The sequence below is a fragment of the Flavobacterium notoginsengisoli genome, assembly GCF_042686225.1.
Classification (GTDB): domain Bacteria; phylum Bacteroidota; class Bacteroidia; order Flavobacteriales; family Flavobacteriaceae; genus Flavobacterium; species Flavobacterium notoginsengisoli.
Genome location: NZ_JBHUOT010000003.1, coordinates 283,759 through 301,531, shown reverse-complemented (window position 1 = coordinate 301,531; position 17,773 = coordinate 283,759). Strand labels below are relative to the sequence as shown.

Below are 17,773 nucleotides of genomic sequence, written 5' to 3'. Positions count from 1 at the left end.
GATGTTTCAAATAGAAGAACACTTCCTGAAAAGCTTAACGCAACGTTCTGAATTAGATATCCTGAGGCGTTTAAAATCTCCTAAAAAAGGAGTTGATTTTTATTCAAACGATTATCTGGGATTAGCCTGCAATTCAGAGTTTCAATCTTTACTTATTGAGACTTTAAATACAGAACCTGCCTTGATAATGGGAGCCACAGGTTCAAGGCTTATCAGTGGTAATTCTGAATATACAATGCAGACAGAAAAATTCATTACAATGCAGCATAATACTGAAGCCGCTCTTCTTTTCCCTTCCGGCTTCATGGCGAATCTCGCTCTATTTTCCAGTATACCACAGCGTGGTGATACTTTGCTGATGGATGAATTTATCCACCGTTCTGTACGTGACGGAGCACGTTTATCTACTGCCCGATGCTATAAATTCAGACATAATGATCTTCAACATCTGGAACAACAGTTGAAAAATGCATCAGGAAGGATTTTTATTGCAGTGGAAAGCCTGTATTCTATGGATGGTGATTTTGCTCCTTTAGAAGACCTTGCCTCATTAGCGGAGCAATATGAAGCTGCATTGATTGTAGATGAAGCTCATGCTTTTGGTGTTTTTGGCTATGGATTAATTGCTCATAAAAAAATGCAAAATAAAATATTTGCTGCAGTAGTTACTTATGGCAAAGCAATGGGCCTTCATGGCGCTGCTGTTTTAGGAAGCCAGTCTATGATTGACTATTTGGTTAACTATGCCGCTCCTTTTATCTACACCACTGCTTTAAACGACTGGCATGCTATAAGCATACAGAAAGGTTACGAATTTATAGCACACCATCCTGAATTGTCTCAAATCCTACAGCAACGTATCAATCAATTTAAAAATGCTGGATTCACTTCTACTTCATCGACAAGCAGTCCTATACAGACTATTCTCGTACCCGATAATTCGGCTGTAAAAGCATTGCAAAAAGAACTGGAAGAAAAACAGCTCCTGACTTTTGCCGCTGTTACACCAACAGTAAAACCGGGTAGTGAGCGATTGCGCATCTGTCTTCATGCTTTTAATACTTCTGCTGAAGTTGAACTGCTTATTGAATCACTAAAAACCAGCTTAAAAACATGAAATTACCTAAACAGTTTTTTGTAACCGGAATTGGCACCGGAATCGGTAAAACCATCTGTTCTGCTGTACTGGCAGAATATCTTCAGGCTGATTATTGGAAACCTATTCAGTCTGGAGATCTGGATCAATCTGACAGTATACTTGTTGAGCAGATGATTAGCAAAAATCTGAAAATCCATACCGAACGTTATCGCTTAAAACTTGCCGCTTCTCCGCATAAATCAGCAGCTGAAGAACAGTTAAACCTAAAGCTGGAAGATTTTACGCTGCCACAAACCAATAATCCTCTGATCGTTGAAGGAGCAGGCGGACTTTTTGTACCTCTATCGGACACTGTATTAATGAGTGATCTTATTCGTCATTTTTCAATTCCTATAGTCCTCATAGCCAGAGACTATTTAGGATGCATCAATCATACTCTACTGACACTTAAAGCACTGCAGGCAGAAAACATACCGCTTTGCTGTTTTGTTTTTAACGGAGTTTTTGATCCAGATGCCCAACGCGTAATCACTGCATTTTTACCTACAGGTATCCCAATTTTACAACTGCCTGATATAACAGTTTTAGAACCAGCTTCAATTCAAAAAGCCGCAAAACAAATAAAAATCCTAAATCATAAAAAAAATGAACAAACAAGTAAGACACGACTGGACCAAAAACGAAATTCAAGCTATTTATGACCAGCCTTTATTAGAACTGGTTTATCAGGCTGCTACTGTGCACCGCGAATGGCACAAATCTTCAGAAGTACAGGTATGTACACTACTTTCTGTAAAAACCGGAGGCTGCCCAGAAGACTGTTCCTACTGTGGACAAGCGGCACGCTATCATACCGATATAAAAGTTCAGGCGCTATTGCCAACTCAAACAGTAATTGAACATGCACAAAAAGCAAAAGAAAGTGGCTCATCACGTTTCTGCATGGCGGCGGCTTGGCGAGAAGTTCGAAATAATAAAGATTTTGACCGTGTAATTGATATGGTAAAAGGCGTTAACGATCTAGGTTTGGAAGTATGTTGCACTTTAGGAATGCTTACCGAAGAACAAGCAGTTCGCCTCCAAGAAGCGGGACTTCATGCTTACAACCACAATCTGGATACTTCAGAAAGTTATTACGATGAAATAATCAGCACGCGAAAGTTCGACCAGCGTATTGACACCATCAACAATGTTAGAAAAGCAGGAATTACAGTCTGTTCAGGCGGTATCATCGGCTTGGGAGAAACTTCGGCCGATCGTGTTTCCATGCTGTTAACCTTAGCAACTATGCCTAGTCATCCGGAATCTGTTCCTGTAAATGCCCTGGCCAGAGTAAAAGGAACGCCTTTAGAAAATAATCCGAAAGTACCAGTTTGGGATATGGTAAGAATGATTGCCACAGCCCGAATTATCATGCCCGCTTCCATAGTACGTCTCAGCGCTGGACGCATAGAAATGACCGAAGAAGAACAAGCCTGGTGTTTTATGGCAGGAGCCAATTCTATTTTTACAGGCGAGCGTGAAACTCTTCTGGTAACACCAAATCCAGGAGTAAGCGAAGACATGCAGATGTTTCAAAACCTTGGTCTTAAACCTATGACTAAAGAAAATAAAAAAGCATGCACAATAGTTTAAAAGAACGCGATAAAAAAGTGAACTGGCATCCTTACACCCAAATGAAAACAGCGGATGACATTATACCGATCCTACGAGGTGAAGGCGCTTATTTATATGATACTGAAGGCAAACGTTACATTGACGCCGTATCCTCCTGGTGGGTAACGCTACATGGACATTCAAATCCTTTTATAGCGAAAAAAGTTGCTGAACAACTGTTAGTTTTAGAACAAGTGATTTTTGCCGGCTTTACGCATCAGCCCGCTGTTGAACTTTCCGAAAAGCTTTTGGGTCTGCTGCCAGCAAATCAGCAGAAAGTTTTTTATACCGATAATGGTTCTACTGCAGTGGAAGCGGCTTTGAAAATGTGCGTTCAGTATGCCTGCAACAACGGATTAAAAAAGACAAAAATTCTCGCCTTTAAAAATGGGTACCATGGAGATACTTTCGGAGCTATGTCGGTCAGCAGTCGGAGTAAATGGACGGAACCTTTTAAAGAATTACTTTTTGAAGTAATTTATATTGAAACTCCCACAAAAGAGAACTTTGATGATACTAAAGCTGTTATTGAAAAGCATATTGATGAACTGGCTTGTTTTATATACGAACCTTTGGTTCAAGGAGCTGCAGGAATGCTGATGCATGAACCCGAAAACTTAAGCCGACTCATGCAACACTGTCGCTCCAACGGAATCCTGATGATTCAGGATGAGATTTTTACAGGTTTTGGAAGAACAGGACGACTGTTTGCTGCCGACTATCTTACAGAACAACCCGATATTATGTGCTTTTCTAAAGGACTTACAGGAGGTTTTTTCCCTTTAGGAATAACAACTTGCAGCGAGGCTATATATGAAGCTTTCTATTCTGACGATCCTTATAAAACCTTATTTCACGGACATTCCTTTACTGCTAATCCTTCAGCATGCACTGCTGCACTGGCAAGTCTGGAACTGCTTTTAAGTGCCCAAACTCAACTGAACATTCAGAGAATCAGCAAAGAACATGAAAAGTTTGCCGCGGATTTAGATGGACATCCAAAAATAAAAGAAACAAGACAACAGGGAACTATACTGGCAATTGAATTACAGACAGCTAATAAAAGTTCTTATTTCAATAACCAATATGCCCATCTTTATTCTCATTTTTTAAATGAAGGGATTCTTTTGCGTCCATTGGGAAATATCATCTATTTAGTTCCTCCCTACTGCATCTCCAATGACGATCTGCATTACATTTACAGCACCATAAAAAAAATGCTGGATTCTTTACAAAGCCATTGATTCAATGGCTTTTGTTTTATTATTTAGACAACGTCCCTGAAAATTGATATTTATGAAAGACTAAAAATTGTTTCTAGACAATTCTTCGCAGTATTTCTAGTCCTTCTTCCCAATTTGTATGTCCAGAAGAAACATTTATATGTCCCGCATCTCCAATATTAATGAACTCGCTCCCCCAATTATCTGCAAAGAATTTAGCTCTCTCAAGCGAAACCCAAATATCATCTGAACTTGCTACTACAATGGTATTAAAGTTTATTTGAACTAAAGGAATTGGCGCAAAACCAACTGCAGGAAAAGAATACTGAGGTGCTTCCAGATCGCTTGGCGCAACAAGAAGTGCTCCTTTAATTTGTCTCTTATATTTTGTTGCCCAATGCGCAATGGTTGAACAGCCTAAACTGTGTCCAATAAGTACAACAGTAGAAGGATCGAACTCTGAAACTTTTTTATCAATAGTTTCTATCCATTCTTCACAATTTGGTGCATCCCACTCCTTTTGATCAATTCGGTAAAAGTTGTCTCCTGAATTTTCAAAATACGTCTGCCAGTGTTCTGCTCCTGAATTTCCAAGTCCAGGCACTATTAAATAATTAATCATTACTCTTTTATTTTATTATAACTCCCAAATATTTTTATAGGACGAAATTAAAAAACACAGCCCTGTTTTTATAATTTTTCTAACTTAAACTGTGTAGAAAAACAACAAATAAAAACGAATTCATTTTGGCTTTTTAATTGGTAAAACAAAAAAATTAGGAAATAGTAAAAGACATCTGTAAGATAATACCTTATCCCTTTTTTAAAATTCACTTACTTTTAGGTAACTTCTTTTAATTTCATTTTAAGAAAAATCAAAGTTTTAAAATGAAAAATCCCTTATTTAATACAAAAAGAAAACAATCGATTAATTGACTCTTTACAATCTGTAAATAAAACACTTATCCATTTATTTTCAGCTTTAATCACTTGCATTAAAAACAAACTAAAATAGAAAAAGAAGTTGCAGGAATTAAATTATTGAGATCATTTAGCACTTAATAAAATTTTGTTAAACAAAACCTTATTTGTATTTAGTCTAAATAATTGTAGATTTGCGGCCTAAAAATAAATAACCGCCATGAAGTTAACTTTCTCATTCTTACTGCTTGCCTTTATAAATATTGGTCTGGCACAAAATGCTAAAATTACCGGAAAAATTGTTTCCGAAAATAACGAAGTCGTCTCTTATGCTTCTGTATCAATAAAAAGTCTTAAAAAGAATACCACTTCTGATGACAAGGGAAATTTTGAAATTACAAATCTTATTCCTGGAAACTACACTGTTTATTTCTCTGCTATGGGATTTATAGTTGAAGAAAAAAACGTTGAACTACATGAAAATGAAAATCTTAATATCTCTATTACTTTAAAAGAAAACATCAATACGCTGCAGACTGTAGAAATTACCGGACGTAAAGAGAAATCCTATCGAAATACAAAATCTTTTATCGGAGCCAAAACAGAAATCGCTTTAAAAGATTTACCACAAGCAGTTTCCTATGCCACCAAAGAATTAATAGCTGATCAGGGAGCAATTCGCGTGGGCGAGGTAGTAAAAAATTTCAGCGGTGTTAGTCAGTTTACTTTTTATGATGATATCTCTATTCGAGGTTTTAGAATAAACGGAGGAAGCAATACACAATTGTTAAACGGTATGCGAACATCTACCGGATTTTGGAAACAGCCTCTGGCAAATTATCTGGAGCGTGTGGAAGTTTTAAAAGGACCATCATCGGCTTTGTTTGGAAATGCCTCTCCTGGAGGAGTTTTAAATCGTGTGACCAAAAAACCATTAGATCAGGCAGCAAATAGTGTGAGTTTTTCTACCGGAAGTTTTAATACTTTAAGAGCTTTAGCCGATTTTACCGGACCTTTAACCGAAGACAAATCACTTTTATACCGTTTGAATTTAGGTTACGAAAATGCTAATTCATTCAGGGATTTACAATATGATAAAAATATTGTTATAGCCCCTTCCCTTTCTTTTCTTCCAAATGATAAAACAAGCGTAAATTTTGATTTGATTTATAGCAGCTCAAATGGAAATCTGGACCGCGGACAATCTACTTATGAAGACAACCTCTATTCTACAAAAATTTCAAATTCATTAAACTCAACAAACGATTATTTAAAAGAAGAAACCTACATCGTTACAACCTCTTTGAATCACCAGTTTTCAGATCGTTTATCGTTTTCAGGATCTTATATCAGAACGGGGTATAATGAAGATCTTTTAGAGCACCGCGGTGCCAATAAATATGCTTCTGCCGGAGATGGATCGACAATTCCAACAGCAATCGAAATGCAGGTTTTTCAACGTAAACGCAAGCGTTATATTGATAATCTTTCTACTTTCTTTAAATATCAGGCTAAAACAGGTGCTTTAGACCATAATTTAATTGCAGGTTTTGATTATGCTCAGGAAGAAGTTCCTTCTGGTGGGTCGCAATTAACGGCAAGTGGTTATAGAAATGCTGCCAACAATGGCTTTATCGCTACTTATAATCCTGCAAACAAAGCCAATTATTTATTGGATTCTAAGGGAAATCCAGTGCCAAACGTAGCTCATTTTGATTTGAGCAATCCACTTGCATCGCAGCAATTAAAAGATATGAGTAAATATTTTTATGTAGCCCGCCAAGTTGATCCAACATACTATTCATTGTACGGAATTTATATTCAGGACCATATTAAATTTGGCGCTTTCCAGGCTTTAATTGGTCTTCGTTACGATGAATATTCAGATAAAGCAAATTACAAAAAAGCCATAGAAACAAAAGTAAAACAACATTCGTTTTTACCTCGTTTTGGTCTTACTTATACACTTAATCCAAACATTAACTTATACGGAACTTACGTTCAGGGATATAATCCTCAAACGGCATCTACTCTGGCCAATCCAAATTCGGGAGGACCATTTAATCCGTTAGAAAGTAATATGGTTGAATTTGGAGGAAAATCATCATGGTTCAAAGAAAAACTTTTTGTGACAGTTGCTTTATTCAAAATACAGCAGAAAAACACCTTATATCCTGCTAATGATCCGTCAAACCCAGATTTAATGAGATCTATTGGGGAGGAAGAATCTAAAGGTATCGAATTTGATTTGAATGGAAATATTACGCGTAACTGGAGCATTTCTGCCGCTTATAGTTATAATGAAGCTTTTATTACAGAAAGCCCGATTGAAGTTGAAGTTGGAAGACAAAAACCAAATACTCCAAGGCAACAGGGTAATATCTGGACTCGCTATAATTTTACAAATGGCGCTTTAAAAGATTTTGGAATCGCAATGGGATCTAATTTTGCGACAACACGTACTATGAGCCAGACGACTACAGAAACGCTTCCTGGATATACCTTATTTAATGCTGCTTTTTACTATAATATCAATAAGTTTAAAATTCAGCTGAATGCTAATAATATTCTAAACAAAACCTATTGGGTTGGAGGATATGATTATATTCGTTTGTTCCCTGGGGCACCTTCGAATTGGCTTTTAACTTTGGGTTACTCTTTTTAAAAGCGTTAATTACATTTGAAAATACTTTTTACAGCCCATTTTATATTAATAAAGAATGGGCTTTTACATTTATGGCTCGGACTTATGTCCGAGCTTATTGTATTTATAGTAATCCTAATTTGAACTATTTTAGTTTTTAAGACGGAATCGATGTTTTATCAATCTTGATTTTTTTAAAATTCTGAAACATCGGAATAAAAAAATACCTATTGATACTTATTTCAATGCTATTGAAAAAATACACATCTATAGAATTGCAACCTAATTCAACTTATGAAGATCCAGAATTAGAAAAAGTCGTTACTATTTTTTCTGAAAGTAAAGATAATTAGTAGTTGCTCCTGCATCTCGCAATCTTATCTGAGAATTATTGAATTCAAACAGCTTCCAGTTAAAATTTAATTTAGAAAGCACTCCCGTACTAAAACTGATCTTTACTTCTGTGATCCCATTTTGGACTGAACTTTGCCACTGTCCTATTTCTGTAGTTCCACTTTTGGTGGCAACTACAGACTTATCTGTTTTAAATACAAAGGTGTAGCCACTGTAATTTGAAGTATTTACAGCACCATCATAAAAATAAGGTATTTCCCAAGAATCTTTTGTGATGGTTGCAGCAAAATCTAGAGTCACAAGATTATTTTCCGGGCAATAATCTATGGCGTATTTAATAGCGTTTTCGAACTCCAGATTATTTGAAATCGTTTTTGTCTGATCCTTGTAATCTGCAATCGTGATAGGATATTTTAAAGAAATATACTGACTTTCATTCAAATTTTTAATGAAATTAAAAAAGGCCTGATCACTTACTATCGATTGAGAACTTGCTGCTTGATTGATGCTGTTATAAATATTAATTGTTATGGGATAATTGATTTTTAGTCCGTTGATTTTAGATAAAAGATCCGGATAAAGATTCCAGTAATCAATTAAAGAATCAAAATCTGCCTGATTTGGAATCAATTTTTCGATGTAATTATAATACACCATTGTTACAGGAAAATCTATTTTTACAATATCATCATCATAATAACTCGCATTCATATTATCCAAAACTTTTTGATAATCGGCAGTCGTATTCAGTGCAATTTGTTCATTATTTACTGTAACAGTATATGGGAGTTTTATGGTGCAGTAACTAGATCCATCGATCATATTATCTTGTACAGTTCTAACCATAGCAACCCTTTGCAGATAAGTAGTAAGTGGAGAAACAGTCGTAATTGTCCCCTGCGAATTATTGTTTTGTTCGTCTATTTCACTTTGACAAGAAAACAATAATAACAGGAAAACTGCAATTGATAAATATTTTTTCAAAAGGGACATCTTTATGTTTTTACAAAGGTAAATAAATTTTAAAAGAAACTGTTTTTTAATAAACTAACATCAAGGGTTTCATAATTTTCATCTATACTAAATTATCAAAAACCAATAGCATTTTGTTCCTCTATAAAACAATCATCTTTACTTTTACCCTACTTAAATTAAAAACAAATACTTTTACGCTGTAAAAACTGAAACTCTAAATGCCACATCAAAACCAATCTAATACTTGTGATGAAATCATTTTTTCGTCTTTCTTCAAAAGTCATGTAAAAGCACTTCGGAATTTTCTTTTTTACAAATTTGGAAATGCAGAACAAGCAGAAGATATAACTCAGGAAGCATTTGTAAAGCTTTGGCAGAACTGTGCTTCTGTCCCTTTAGAAAAAGCAAAATCATATCTTTACACGATTGCAAATAACAGCAGTCTTAACCAAATTGCACACCAGAAAGTAGTTTTGAATTATGAAAAAAACTTCACTGGTTTAGATAAAACTAATGAAAGTCCGGAATATCTTCTGGAAGAAAAACAATTTCAGGCAAAACTTTTAAAAGCCATCGAAAACTTAAACGAAAAACAGCGTACTGCTTTTTTAATGCACAGAATTGACGGTAAAAAATACAGCGAAATTGCTGTAGAGCTAGACATTAGCATAAAAGCAGTAGAAAAACGCATTCATTTGGCTCTGTTAAGCTTACGTAAAGAAATTGATTTATAAAAAGTAGGGTAAATTTAGTTCTAATTGTTTTAATTAAATAATACGATAAAATGAAAAAAAATCGCTTATTAGCAAAATGGCTCAACGACGATTTATCTCCGGATGAATTAGCAGCATTTGAGGCAAGCCCCGATTTTGAAAAATACCAAAAGATAAAAAACTATACCGCTCGTCTTGAAGCAGGCGATTTGGATGAAAATGCTATGCTTTCTAACATCTTAAGCCAGAAAAAAACAGCGCCAAAAGTAGTGCCTTTATACAAAAAATGGATGTTTAAAGCTGCAGCTATATTTGTTCTTGCTCTTGGAATTACGTTTGCGATGAGCCTTTTTGTATCTCAAAGGGAAACTGCCGATCTTGGAAAAAAGACCGCTTTTTCATTGCCTGATAATTCTGAGGTGGTTTTAAATTCAGGTTCTGAAATTCACTATAAAAAGTGGAACTGGGACAACAACAGAAATCTGGAACTAAAAGGAGAAGCTTTTTTCAAAGTTGCGAAAGGCAGAAAATTTGAAGTACAGACCAATCTTGGAAAAGTAACTGTTTTAGGAACACAATTTAACGTTAAAGCCAGAAAAAACAGGTTTGATGTTGTGTGTTACGAAGGTCGTGTCAAAGTAACTTATGCGAACACTCAAATCCTATTAAATCACGGACAAAGCGTTCGTTTTGAAAATGGAAAACAGGTTCAAAGAACTGTAAATACATTGCAACCAGAATGGATGAACAACCAAATATGTTTCTATAAAGAAAACATAAGAACTATTTTAGATGAAGTTGAAAGACAATACAATATTAAAATCGATTTAAACACCAAAGATACTATCTCTCTGTTTACAGGAAAATTACCTGCAAAAGATCTAAATACAGCTTTGCAGATTATTAGTACAACCTATCATTTAGAAGCTAGAAAAGTTTCAAACAACAAAATAATTTTTGACGAAAAATAAATGTTCCGCCCCAAACAATTTCATTTTTTGTTTTTTCTCTTTTTTCTTGTCCTCAATCTTTTTGCTCAGGACAAAGGAAAAGTGATGCCTTTTAAAAAAATAATAATTGATATTGAAGAACAGCATGGTGTAAGTTTTAATTATACCGAAGATAATATTATAGGTCTCGAATTAAATCCTCCCAAAAAATCATTTTCATTAGAGCAAAAACTGGAATATCTTAGAAAAAAAACCAATTTATCTTTTGAAAATATAGGCAACAAATTCATCAATATATATAAAAAGGATACTATTCCAAAAATGATTTGTGGCTTTGTTTTTTCTTCAGTCGATAAAAAACCTATTGAAAACGCCAATATTAGTGTAAATAATAAAAGTCATTTTACTACTGATTCTGAAGGTTATTTTGAATTTAATAAAGAGAGCAAAAATACTTTTGTAATCAGTCACGTTGGTTTTGTCTCAAAGCGAATTACGACAGGAAATACGGAGGCTAAAGACTGCATTCAAATCGTATTAGAACCTGAAATTACAGAATTGCACGAAATTAAAACGAATGCAATTTTAGCTTCGGGTATCTCAAAAAACACCGACGGATCTCTTGAAATTAAGCCTAAGAAATTTGGTATTCTTCCAGGCCTTATTGAACCTGATGCGTTGCAGACTATGCAGCAGATTCCGGGTGTAAACAGTCTCGACGAAAGTGTATCCAGCATCAACGTTCGCGGTGGCACGCATGATCAGAATTTATTTTTGTGGAATGGAATCCGAATGTTTCAAACGGGACATTTTTTTGGTTTGATATCTGTTTTCAATCCAAATCTTGCACATACCATTTCGATCTACAAAAACGGAAGTTCTGCCTTTTACGGAGAAAGCGTTTCAAGTGTAGTCGCGATTTCTTCTACTCCGGAAAAAGCAGAAAAAAACTCATTCAGCGCAGGAATCAATATGATTAATGCTGATGTTTATGGAAAGTATAATCTTTCTAAAAAAAGTTATATCGAAATTTCGGCGCGTAAATCGATTACTGATTTTGTAGAAACTCCTACTTATAAAGAATATTTCAATAAAGTATTTCAAAATACTACAATCACGGATTTTTCGCAGGGCCAAAATCTTAATTATAAAAGTGATAAAAAATTTGATTTTTATGATGCTACCATAAAATATGCTCAAAAAATAGGAATCAAAGATCAAATCATTCTTGATTTAATAACGATAAAAGATAATCTTCAAGTTACTAAAAGTGCTGCTTCATACAATATAAATAAATCGCAAAACAATACTTTACGCCAGCAGAATTATGGTGCAAATTTGTCTTGGAAAAGAAACTGGAATAACTTCAACACGACCAAAATTAATGTTTACAATTCTTCGTATGAACTTTTGGCCAATCAAAATACAACTTATGAAAACCAAACTGTAGTTCAGGAAAATACGGTAAACAACAATGGCGTTAATTTAGAAAATAATCATATCCTAAACTCTAAATTTAGTTTTAGCGACGGTTATCAATTTAATGAAATTGGTATTACTAATTTAGAACAGGTAACCAATCCTGATTTTTATCGTAAAGTAAAAGATGTACTAAGAACTCACGCTTTAATTTTAGAGGGAAAATATAACGACACCATTTCCCGAGTATATTTTAAAGGCGGCATGCGGCTTAATTATATTGAAAAATTCAAAAAATATATTGCAGAACCTAGAATTCAATTGGGTTACGGACTTAGTAAAAGTGTAACTTTAGAACTTCTTGGCGAACTCAAAAGTCAAAACTCCCAACAGATTATTGATCTACAGAAAGATTATTTTGGCATCGAAAAAAGACGCTGGATTATCTCTAATAACAGCACAATTCCTATTCAAAGGAGCAGACAATTATCTGTAAATCTGTTCTACCAAAAGAACGACTGGCTTTTAGACATCGAAAACTTTTACAAAAAAGTAACTGGAATAACAACCTCAAGCCAGGGTTTTCAGAATCAGTTGGAATTTGTCAGAACTACTGGTGACTATGAAATTTGGGGAACAGAAATGTTGGTTCAGAAAAAAATAAAGCACTTTCTTACGTGGTTAAGTTATACTTACAATGAAAACAATTATCATTTTACTACTTATGAATATCCTCGTTTTCCAAATAACTTTGAGCTGACACACACTTTATCGTGGGCGGCAATTTATGAGAAAAATAATTTCAAGATTGCTTTAGGAACAAAATGGACTTCTGGAAGACCAAAAACATCTCCAGACTTATCTCAAATTGATCTTTCTGATCCTGTACTGGTTTATAACAAACCAAACAATAGCAATCTGCATATGTTTTCGCAGGTTAATCTTTCTTCAACCTACAAGTGGGAAACCGGAGACGGAATTCAATATAAAATAGGAATTTCAATTCTAAATATTCTAAACCGTAGAAATGAAATCAGCGAATATTATAGAATTAATTCTTTAACCAATTCTATAGAAGAAGTGGATACATTTTCACTGCAAAGAACTCCAAACCTGAGTTTTAGAGTTTCATTTTAACCCGTTGGGTACAATTAATTCAAACATATAGAAACATAGATTTAGTATACCGATAAAAGCGTTTCACTTTATTAAAACAAACATAGTTGGCTATGTGTTGGAAACTGGTTTCTTTTTAATCCCTTTTTTTTAAATAAAATCTATGTTTCTATGTTTTGAATAAAAAAAACATGAATTACACCCAATAGGTTCATTTTAATATCTTTTCTACAAGAGTTTTTGAAGCTCTTATTCTACATTTTTATTTTTTTTTCAAAAAATCACAATTCTTTGGTAGGGTAATCTGCACTAAGGCTGTTTCACTATAGAATCATCATTTGATTTGAGACAGTTTTAAAGTATGAATACACCAGAAAATTCAACATCTAATAAACGGCAGATCAGATTTGCGTCAAAATGCAAATCGGAAATAGTGCCCATTATGGATGCTCTTTACATCATTAACGGAAAATGGAGAATTCCAATAATCCTGACACTTATGGAAGGCAACAAACGGTTTTCTGAAATTCAAAAAGAAGTGCAGAAAATTACCTCCAAAGTTTTAACCGATGAGCTAAAAGAGATGGAACTAAATGGATTTGTAGAAAAGAAAACAAATGATCAAAGCCGCGCCAAAACCGAATATCAATTAACTGATTACAGTTCATCACTTGAACCTATTATAAAATCATTACGGGATTTTGGTATGAAGCATCGAAAAAAAATACGTGATGAAAGCCATCAAATAAAAAAAAGCGATGACTGATTATTATTGAGCACAAATAAAAACCAAATATGAAAAGAAAAAAAACAGCAATTGCGATCGCAGTAGTATTACTAATGATTTCTGCCGGCGTCTACTTTTATTATGGAGTTGTCTTTAAAGAAGCTCGTAATATAGCATCAGAAGCTCCGGATTTTAGTGTAACAGCAAAAAAATTACTTGAAGATTATAACGCAGATCCTAGAAAAGCAAATTCATTATACCTCAACAAAACTATTGAAATAACAGGCAAAGCAACCAAAGAAACCGACTCTGTAATTGTACTTGAAAATAGTGTCTTCTGTCTTTTCAAAGAAAAGCTAAACACCAAAATGATTGATAAAAAAACTACGATTAAAGGCAAATGCATTGGATATGACGAACTATTTCTGGAAGTCAAAATTGACCAATGCACTGTTAAATAAACCAAAACAAATAATAATTAATTTATGAAGAAAATTCTAGTTCCGTTCTGCCTGTTTTTAGTAACAATGGCTTATTCTCAGGATGATTTATTGAAGAGTCTTGATTCTACACAAACAGAAGAAAGCTACTCTACAGCAACTTTTAAAGCTTTACAGCTGGTAACCTTACAGACCACAAAAATGCCTGCTAAAAAAGAGTTTTATTTTGTGGTTTCGCATCGTTTTGGTACTGTAAAAGATGGTTTTGACAGTTTTTTTGGTCTTGACAATGCCACCACAAAACTTGGAGGAATTTATGGTGTTACAGATTGGTTATCTGTCAGCCTTTCGAGACATACTTTAAATAAAATGTATGAAACTGGGCTGAAGTACCGAGTAGCAAGACAAAACGATAATTTTCCGTTGGATATTGTTGGATATAGTGTTGCCGATATCAATACTTTTTTAGAAAAAGACCAATATCCAGGCTTAGAATTTAAACACCGCATGACGTATGTACAGCAGGTTTTAATATCTAGAAAAGTCAGCGAAAAATTCTCATTAGAATTAGTGCCGTCCTTTATTCACAAAAACCTTTACAATCCTGATATCGAAAGAGACAATCAGTTTTCTTTTGGAGGAGGCGGACGCTATAAAATCACGAAACGGTTATCTGTCAATTTAGAATACATGCACAATTTTGACAAACCTGACTTTTATAAAAATCCGTTGTCTGTAGGTCTTGATGTAGAAACAGGCGGACACGTATTTCAATTAATCTTTACCAATTCGCAATCTATGAGTGAGAGCGGATACCTTACCAATGCTTCTGGCGACTGGGGTAAAGGAGATTTCTTCTTTGGCTTTAACCTATACAGAGTGTTCTAACAATTAAAAACAATAAATCATGAAAAAAACAATCGTACTTACAATTTTACTGGCTGTATTGGCAAGCTGTAGTGATTCTGACACTTATCAGGATATCGAAACGAATCCAACGAATCCAACAAACCCGACAAACCCAACGAATCCCACAACTCCTACAACTGCGGCTACTTACAATAAAGATGTAAAATCTATTATTGATGCCAATTGTGTAAGCTGTCACGCAAGCGGAAGATCTGCCGCTTTTAGACCGCTGACTACCTATGCTCAGGTAAAAGCTGCCGTAGAAAACGCTGGTTTATTAGGTCGAATCCAGCTTCAAAGCGGGCAACAGGGAATTATGCCTCAAGGCGGCAGAATGGCTCAGGCTAATATTGATCTAATTGTGAAATGGAATACCGATGGTTTAAAAGAAAACTAATTATGAAAAAATCATTTCTAAATTTCTTTGCATTACTGCTTATTATAGTTGCAAACAGTGAAGGATTTGCACAAAAACTAATTACAAAAACAGGAAATATAAAATTTCAAGCTTCTATGCCTTCTTACGAGGAAGTTGCTGCCGAAAGCAAATCGGTTTCAGCAGTTCTGGATCAGACAACTGGAGATTTTGCCAGTTTGGTGCTTATAAAAGGTTTTCGATTTAAAGTAGCATTGATGGAAGAACACTTTAATGAAAATTATATGGAATCTGAAAAATTTCCAAAAGCAACTTTCAAGGGTAAAATAGAAGATTTTGATAGTTCAAAAATTACAAGTTCTCCTAAAAATTTCACTTTAAAAGGAGATCTTACTATTCACGGAAAAACAAAACCAGTCTCAGTGATTGTAAAAATTTCAAAGGCTCCAAATGGTCTTAATGCCATTGGTACATTTGAAGCAAAACCTGAAGATTTTGATATTGAAATACCAAGTCTTGTCAGAAAGAAAATTGCTGACAAAATAAAGATTAATTACAATTTTTTATTAGTTAAATAATGCCATTTAAGAATCAGATTCATTCAGATTCAAAAGAGTTTTAAACATGACTAATGTTCTGGAGGCCGGTAAATTGATTATGCCGGTCTCTTTTTTAACCTTAAATCACATTAAAATGATCTATAAAAATTATGTTGTTACCGGAGAAGATGTAAATGATTATATGGTTATGGAAGAGCCCGCATACATTTCATATACTGTTCGATTGTTATATCATTTTTTGTTTCATAACGGATTTTCAAAAGAAAAACTAAACTATATGCATTTAGGTTTACAGGAAGGAAATCATGAAGTAATCATCCATAAAGACCTGATGTTTACAGAACCTTTTTTAATTGAAATGAAGCATTGCTATATAAAGGATAAAATCAATATTAAAAGCTGTTTTTTTAACTCAAAAAACGAATGCTGTGCAGAAGTTACAAAAGAAGTAAAATGGTTTGATCCAATCAATAAAGAAGTTATTAAAACACCAAAACAAATTCTTAGGCATTTTTATCCTGCAAAAAAAGCAAGTCTAAAACAAAAAAACTTCTCAATGCCAATCTTTGGTTTAAACAGATTGGATACTTAACACCTTAAATTAGAAAGAACTTATCTCAAAAGCTTTGGTCTTTCCATTTTGTATTGTCTGCCGGATAATGTTTTTATGAAAGAAGCTAAAGCTACAATCTCTTCATCATTCAAATTTAGTCGCTGCATCAACACATCTGTCTGCGGAAATAACGGATCTGCTGCTTTTTCACTTTCATCAGGATCAATCATGTGCATTCCACTGTTGTACATATTGATGATTCCTGTCATATTATCAAACAAACCGTTGTGCATCCACGGACCTGTATGCATCACATCCCGAAGTGAAGGCGTTCTGAATCTGCCGACATCTTCTGCTTTTTTGGTAATAGCATACAATCCTAAATCTTCATATTCTCTTTTATAATACGTTAGTCCTATATTATGAAAAGATTCATCTGTAAAATATTTTCCTGAATGACAGTTCATACAGCGTGCTTTCGTACGAAAAAGATGCATTCCTTCTATTTCCTGATCGGTTAATTGCGTGTAGTCTCCGTCAATAAAAGCATCAAAACGACTTCTTTTACTGCGTATGGTTTTCTGGAAATCTGCCAGTGATTTTAAAATTTTCTCGTATGTAATCTCAGAAGTTCCATAGGCATTTTGAAATAAAACATTATAGCCTTTTACTTTTTTGAGTTTTTTTGCTAGGCTTCTAGATTCCATATTCATTTCATGATGTGCCGTTATTGGTCCTTGCGCCTGTTCTTCTAAAGTTGCAGCACGACCATCCCAAAAAAAAGTTTTTCGTGCGCCGATATTATATAAAGACGGTGTATTTCGTTTTCCCTGCAAATGATCATTTCCAAGAGAAACCTCCCTCGCATCTCCCCAAGCCAGTTCCGGATCATGGCAGCTGCTGCAGGAAATCTGATTGGAACCCGAAAGTTTAGGATCAAAGAAAAGCATCTGACCTAAAATTACTTTCGGATCAGCCATTACATCATAATAACTCGTGTCAATTTCTAAAGATTCAAACTCCTGATAAAAAACTCCTTTATCAATAGTTGGTTTTGGCCATTCTTTTACAGGTTTGCTGTAAAGTTCACGCAGGTTGGCACTACTCATTTTTTCACAGAGTGCAGCACTAAAACTCA

Annotated in this window: 17 protein-coding genes; 14 read left to right on the top strand and 3 right to left on the bottom strand. The window is 34.5% G+C overall.

All coding sequences use genetic code 11. The annotated features are described in order from the left end of the window. Position 1 precedes the first annotated feature (1 nt). The 4 genes from ACFS3A_RS09175 to bioA are packed head-to-tail and all read left to right on the top strand — an operon-like array spanning position 2 to position 3,999. Positions 2-1,117: an aminotransferase class I/II-fold pyridoxal phosphate-dependent enzyme gene (locus tag ACFS3A_RS09175; protein WP_379825105.1), complete on the top strand. Its 1,116-nt coding sequence runs from the start codon at positions 2-4 to the stop codon at positions 1,115-1,117. Continuing rightward, positions 1,114-1,800 carry a dethiobiotin synthase gene (gene bioD / locus ACFS3A_RS09170; protein WP_379825104.1) on the top strand — a complete coding sequence of 229 codons (687 nt, stop codon included), beginning with the start codon at positions 1,114-1,116 and terminating at the stop codon, positions 1,798-1,800. The genes ACFS3A_RS09175 and bioD overlap by 4 nt, the downstream gene beginning before the upstream one ends. Next, positions 1,745-2,734 (top strand): biotin synthase BioB, encoded by a 990-nt coding sequence (gene bioB, locus ACFS3A_RS09165; protein ID WP_379825103.1) that lies wholly within the window; start codon positions 1,745-1,747, stop codon positions 2,732-2,734. Before bioD ends, bioB begins: the two co-directional genes overlap by 56 nt. Then, positions 2,719-3,999 (top strand): adenosylmethionine--8-amino-7-oxononanoate transaminase, encoded by a 1,281-nt coding sequence (bioA, locus tag ACFS3A_RS09160; RefSeq protein WP_379825102.1) that lies wholly within the window; start codon positions 2,719-2,721, stop codon positions 3,997-3,999. The genes bioB and bioA overlap by 16 nt, the downstream gene beginning before the upstream one ends. Before the next feature lie 73 nt (positions 4,000-4,072). Here the strand turns inward: bioA and ACFS3A_RS09155 are convergent, their stop codons facing one another. Continuing rightward, positions 4,073-4,600, bottom strand: coding sequence for an RBBP9/YdeN family alpha/beta hydrolase (locus ACFS3A_RS09155; RefSeq protein WP_379825101.1), 528 nt, complete (start codon positions 4,598-4,600; stop codon positions 4,073-4,075). A gap of 519 nt (positions 4,601-5,119) precedes the next feature. Here ACFS3A_RS09155 and ACFS3A_RS09150 point away from each other — a divergent pair. After that, complete coding sequence (locus tag ACFS3A_RS09150) at positions 5,120-7,564, top strand: TonB-dependent siderophore receptor (protein WP_379825100.1); 2,445 nt, start codon at positions 5,120-5,122, stop codon at positions 7,562-7,564. Between the two features lie 303 nt (positions 7,565-7,867). On the opposite strand, the gene ACFS3A_RS09145 is transcribed toward ACFS3A_RS09150, so the two are convergent. Beyond that, positions 7,868-8,890, bottom strand: a complete 1,023-nt coding sequence (locus ACFS3A_RS09145; RefSeq protein WP_379825099.1) for a hypothetical protein — start codon at positions 8,888-8,890, stop codon at positions 7,868-7,870. 200 nt (positions 8,891-9,090) lie between these two features. On the opposite strand from ACFS3A_RS09145, the gene ACFS3A_RS09140 reads away from it, so the two are divergent. From ACFS3A_RS09140 to ACFS3A_RS09100, 9 genes are all read left to right on the top strand, one after another. Next, complete coding sequence (locus ACFS3A_RS09140) at positions 9,091-9,606, top strand: RNA polymerase sigma factor (protein ID WP_379825096.1); 516 nt, start codon at positions 9,091-9,093, stop codon at positions 9,604-9,606. A 50-nt stretch (positions 9,607-9,656) separates the two neighbouring features. Further along, complete coding sequence (locus tag ACFS3A_RS09135; RefSeq protein WP_379825095.1) at positions 9,657-10,556, top strand: FecR family protein; 900 nt, start codon at positions 9,657-9,659, stop codon at positions 10,554-10,556. Positions 10,557-10,640: 84 nt separating this feature from the next. Next, positions 10,641-13,091 (top strand): TonB-dependent receptor, encoded by a 2,451-nt coding sequence (locus ACFS3A_RS09130; RefSeq protein ID WP_379825094.1) that lies wholly within the window; start codon positions 10,641-10,643, stop codon positions 13,089-13,091. Positions 13,092-13,431: 340 nt separating this feature from the next. Beyond that, complete coding sequence (locus tag ACFS3A_RS09125; RefSeq protein ID WP_379825093.1) at positions 13,432-13,836, top strand: winged helix-turn-helix transcriptional regulator; 405 nt, start codon at positions 13,432-13,434, stop codon at positions 13,834-13,836. A 29-nt stretch (positions 13,837-13,865) separates the two neighbouring features. Next, the gene (locus ACFS3A_RS09120) at positions 13,866-14,258 is read left to right on the top strand and encodes an OB-fold protein (protein WP_379825092.1); all 393 of its coding nucleotides are present in this window, start codon (positions 13,866-13,868) and stop codon (positions 14,256-14,258) included. A 24-nt stretch (positions 14,259-14,282) separates the two neighbouring features. Continuing rightward, positions 14,283-15,125 (top strand): DUF5777 family beta-barrel protein, encoded by an 843-nt coding sequence (locus ACFS3A_RS09115; RefSeq protein ID WP_379825091.1) that lies wholly within the window; start codon positions 14,283-14,285, stop codon positions 15,123-15,125. Positions 15,126-15,144: 19 nt separating this feature from the next. Continuing rightward, the gene (locus ACFS3A_RS09110; protein ID WP_379825090.1) at positions 15,145-15,543 is read left to right on the top strand and encodes a cytochrome c; all 399 of its coding nucleotides are present in this window, start codon (positions 15,145-15,147) and stop codon (positions 15,541-15,543) included. Between the two features lie 2 nt (positions 15,544-15,545). Next, on the top strand, positions 15,546-16,100 hold the full coding sequence (locus ACFS3A_RS09105) for a YceI family protein (protein WP_379825089.1): 555 nt from the start codon (positions 15,546-15,548) through the stop codon (positions 16,098-16,100). Between the two features lie 115 nt (positions 16,101-16,215). Further along, a complete protein-coding gene (locus ACFS3A_RS09100; RefSeq protein WP_379825088.1) occupies positions 16,216-16,674 on the top strand; it encodes a hypothetical protein in 459 nt (152 codons plus the stop codon). A gap of 20 nt (positions 16,675-16,694) precedes the next feature. On the opposite strand, the gene ACFS3A_RS09095 is transcribed toward ACFS3A_RS09100, so the two are convergent. After that, positions 16,695-17,744, bottom strand: a complete 1,050-nt coding sequence (locus tag ACFS3A_RS09095) for a cytochrome-c peroxidase (RefSeq protein WP_379825337.1) — start codon at positions 17,742-17,744, stop codon at positions 16,695-16,697. Positions 17,745-17,773: the final 29 nt, after the last annotated feature.

Coding starts and splice junctions, on each gene's coding strand:
- ACFS3A_RS09145 (WP_379825099.1), bottom strand. CDS start 8,890: ATGTCCCTTTTGAAAAAATATTTATCAATTGCAGTTTTCCTGTTATTA.
- ACFS3A_RS09150 (WP_379825100.1), top strand. CDS start 5,120: ATGAAGTTAACTTTCTCATTCTTACTGCTTGCCTTTATAAATATTGGT.
- bioD (WP_379825104.1), top strand. CDS start 1,114: ATGAAATTACCTAAACAGTTTTTTGTAACCGGAATTGGCACCGGAATC.
- bioA (WP_379825102.1), top strand. CDS start 2,719: ATGCACAATAGTTTAAAAGAACGCGATAAAAAAGTGAACTGGCATCCT.
- ACFS3A_RS09115 (WP_379825091.1), top strand. CDS start 14,283: ATGAAGAAAATTCTAGTTCCGTTCTGCCTGTTTTTAGTAACAATGGCT.
- bioB (WP_379825103.1), top strand. CDS start 1,745: ATGAACAAACAAGTAAGACACGACTGGACCAAAAACGAAATTCAAGCT.
- ACFS3A_RS09175 (WP_379825105.1), top strand. CDS start 2: ATGTTTCAAATAGAAGAACACTTCCTGAAAAGCTTAACGCAACGTTCT.
- ACFS3A_RS09120 (WP_379825092.1), top strand. CDS start 13,866: ATGAAAAGAAAAAAAACAGCAATTGCGATCGCAGTAGTATTACTAATG.
- ACFS3A_RS09105 (WP_379825089.1), top strand. CDS start 15,546: ATGAAAAAATCATTTCTAAATTTCTTTGCATTACTGCTTATTATAGTT.
- ACFS3A_RS09140 (WP_379825096.1), top strand. CDS start 9,091: ATGCCACATCAAAACCAATCTAATACTTGTGATGAAATCATTTTTTCG.
- ACFS3A_RS09095 (WP_379825337.1), bottom strand. CDS start 17,744: ATGAGTAGTGCCAACCTGCGTGAACTTTACAGCAAACCTGTAAAAGAA.
- ACFS3A_RS09100 (WP_379825088.1), top strand. CDS start 16,216: ATGATCTATAAAAATTATGTTGTTACCGGAGAAGATGTAAATGATTAT.
- ACFS3A_RS09110 (WP_379825090.1), top strand. CDS start 15,145: ATGAAAAAAACAATCGTACTTACAATTTTACTGGCTGTATTGGCAAGC.
- ACFS3A_RS09125 (WP_379825093.1), top strand. CDS start 13,432: ATGAATACACCAGAAAATTCAACATCTAATAAACGGCAGATCAGATTT.
- ACFS3A_RS09155 (WP_379825101.1), bottom strand. CDS start 4,600: ATGATTAATTATTTAATAGTGCCTGGACTTGGAAATTCAGGAGCAGAA.
- ACFS3A_RS09135 (WP_379825095.1), top strand. CDS start 9,657: ATGAAAAAAAATCGCTTATTAGCAAAATGGCTCAACGACGATTTATCT.
- ACFS3A_RS09130 (WP_379825094.1), top strand. CDS start 10,641: ATGCCTTTTAAAAAAATAATAATTGATATTGAAGAACAGCATGGTGTA.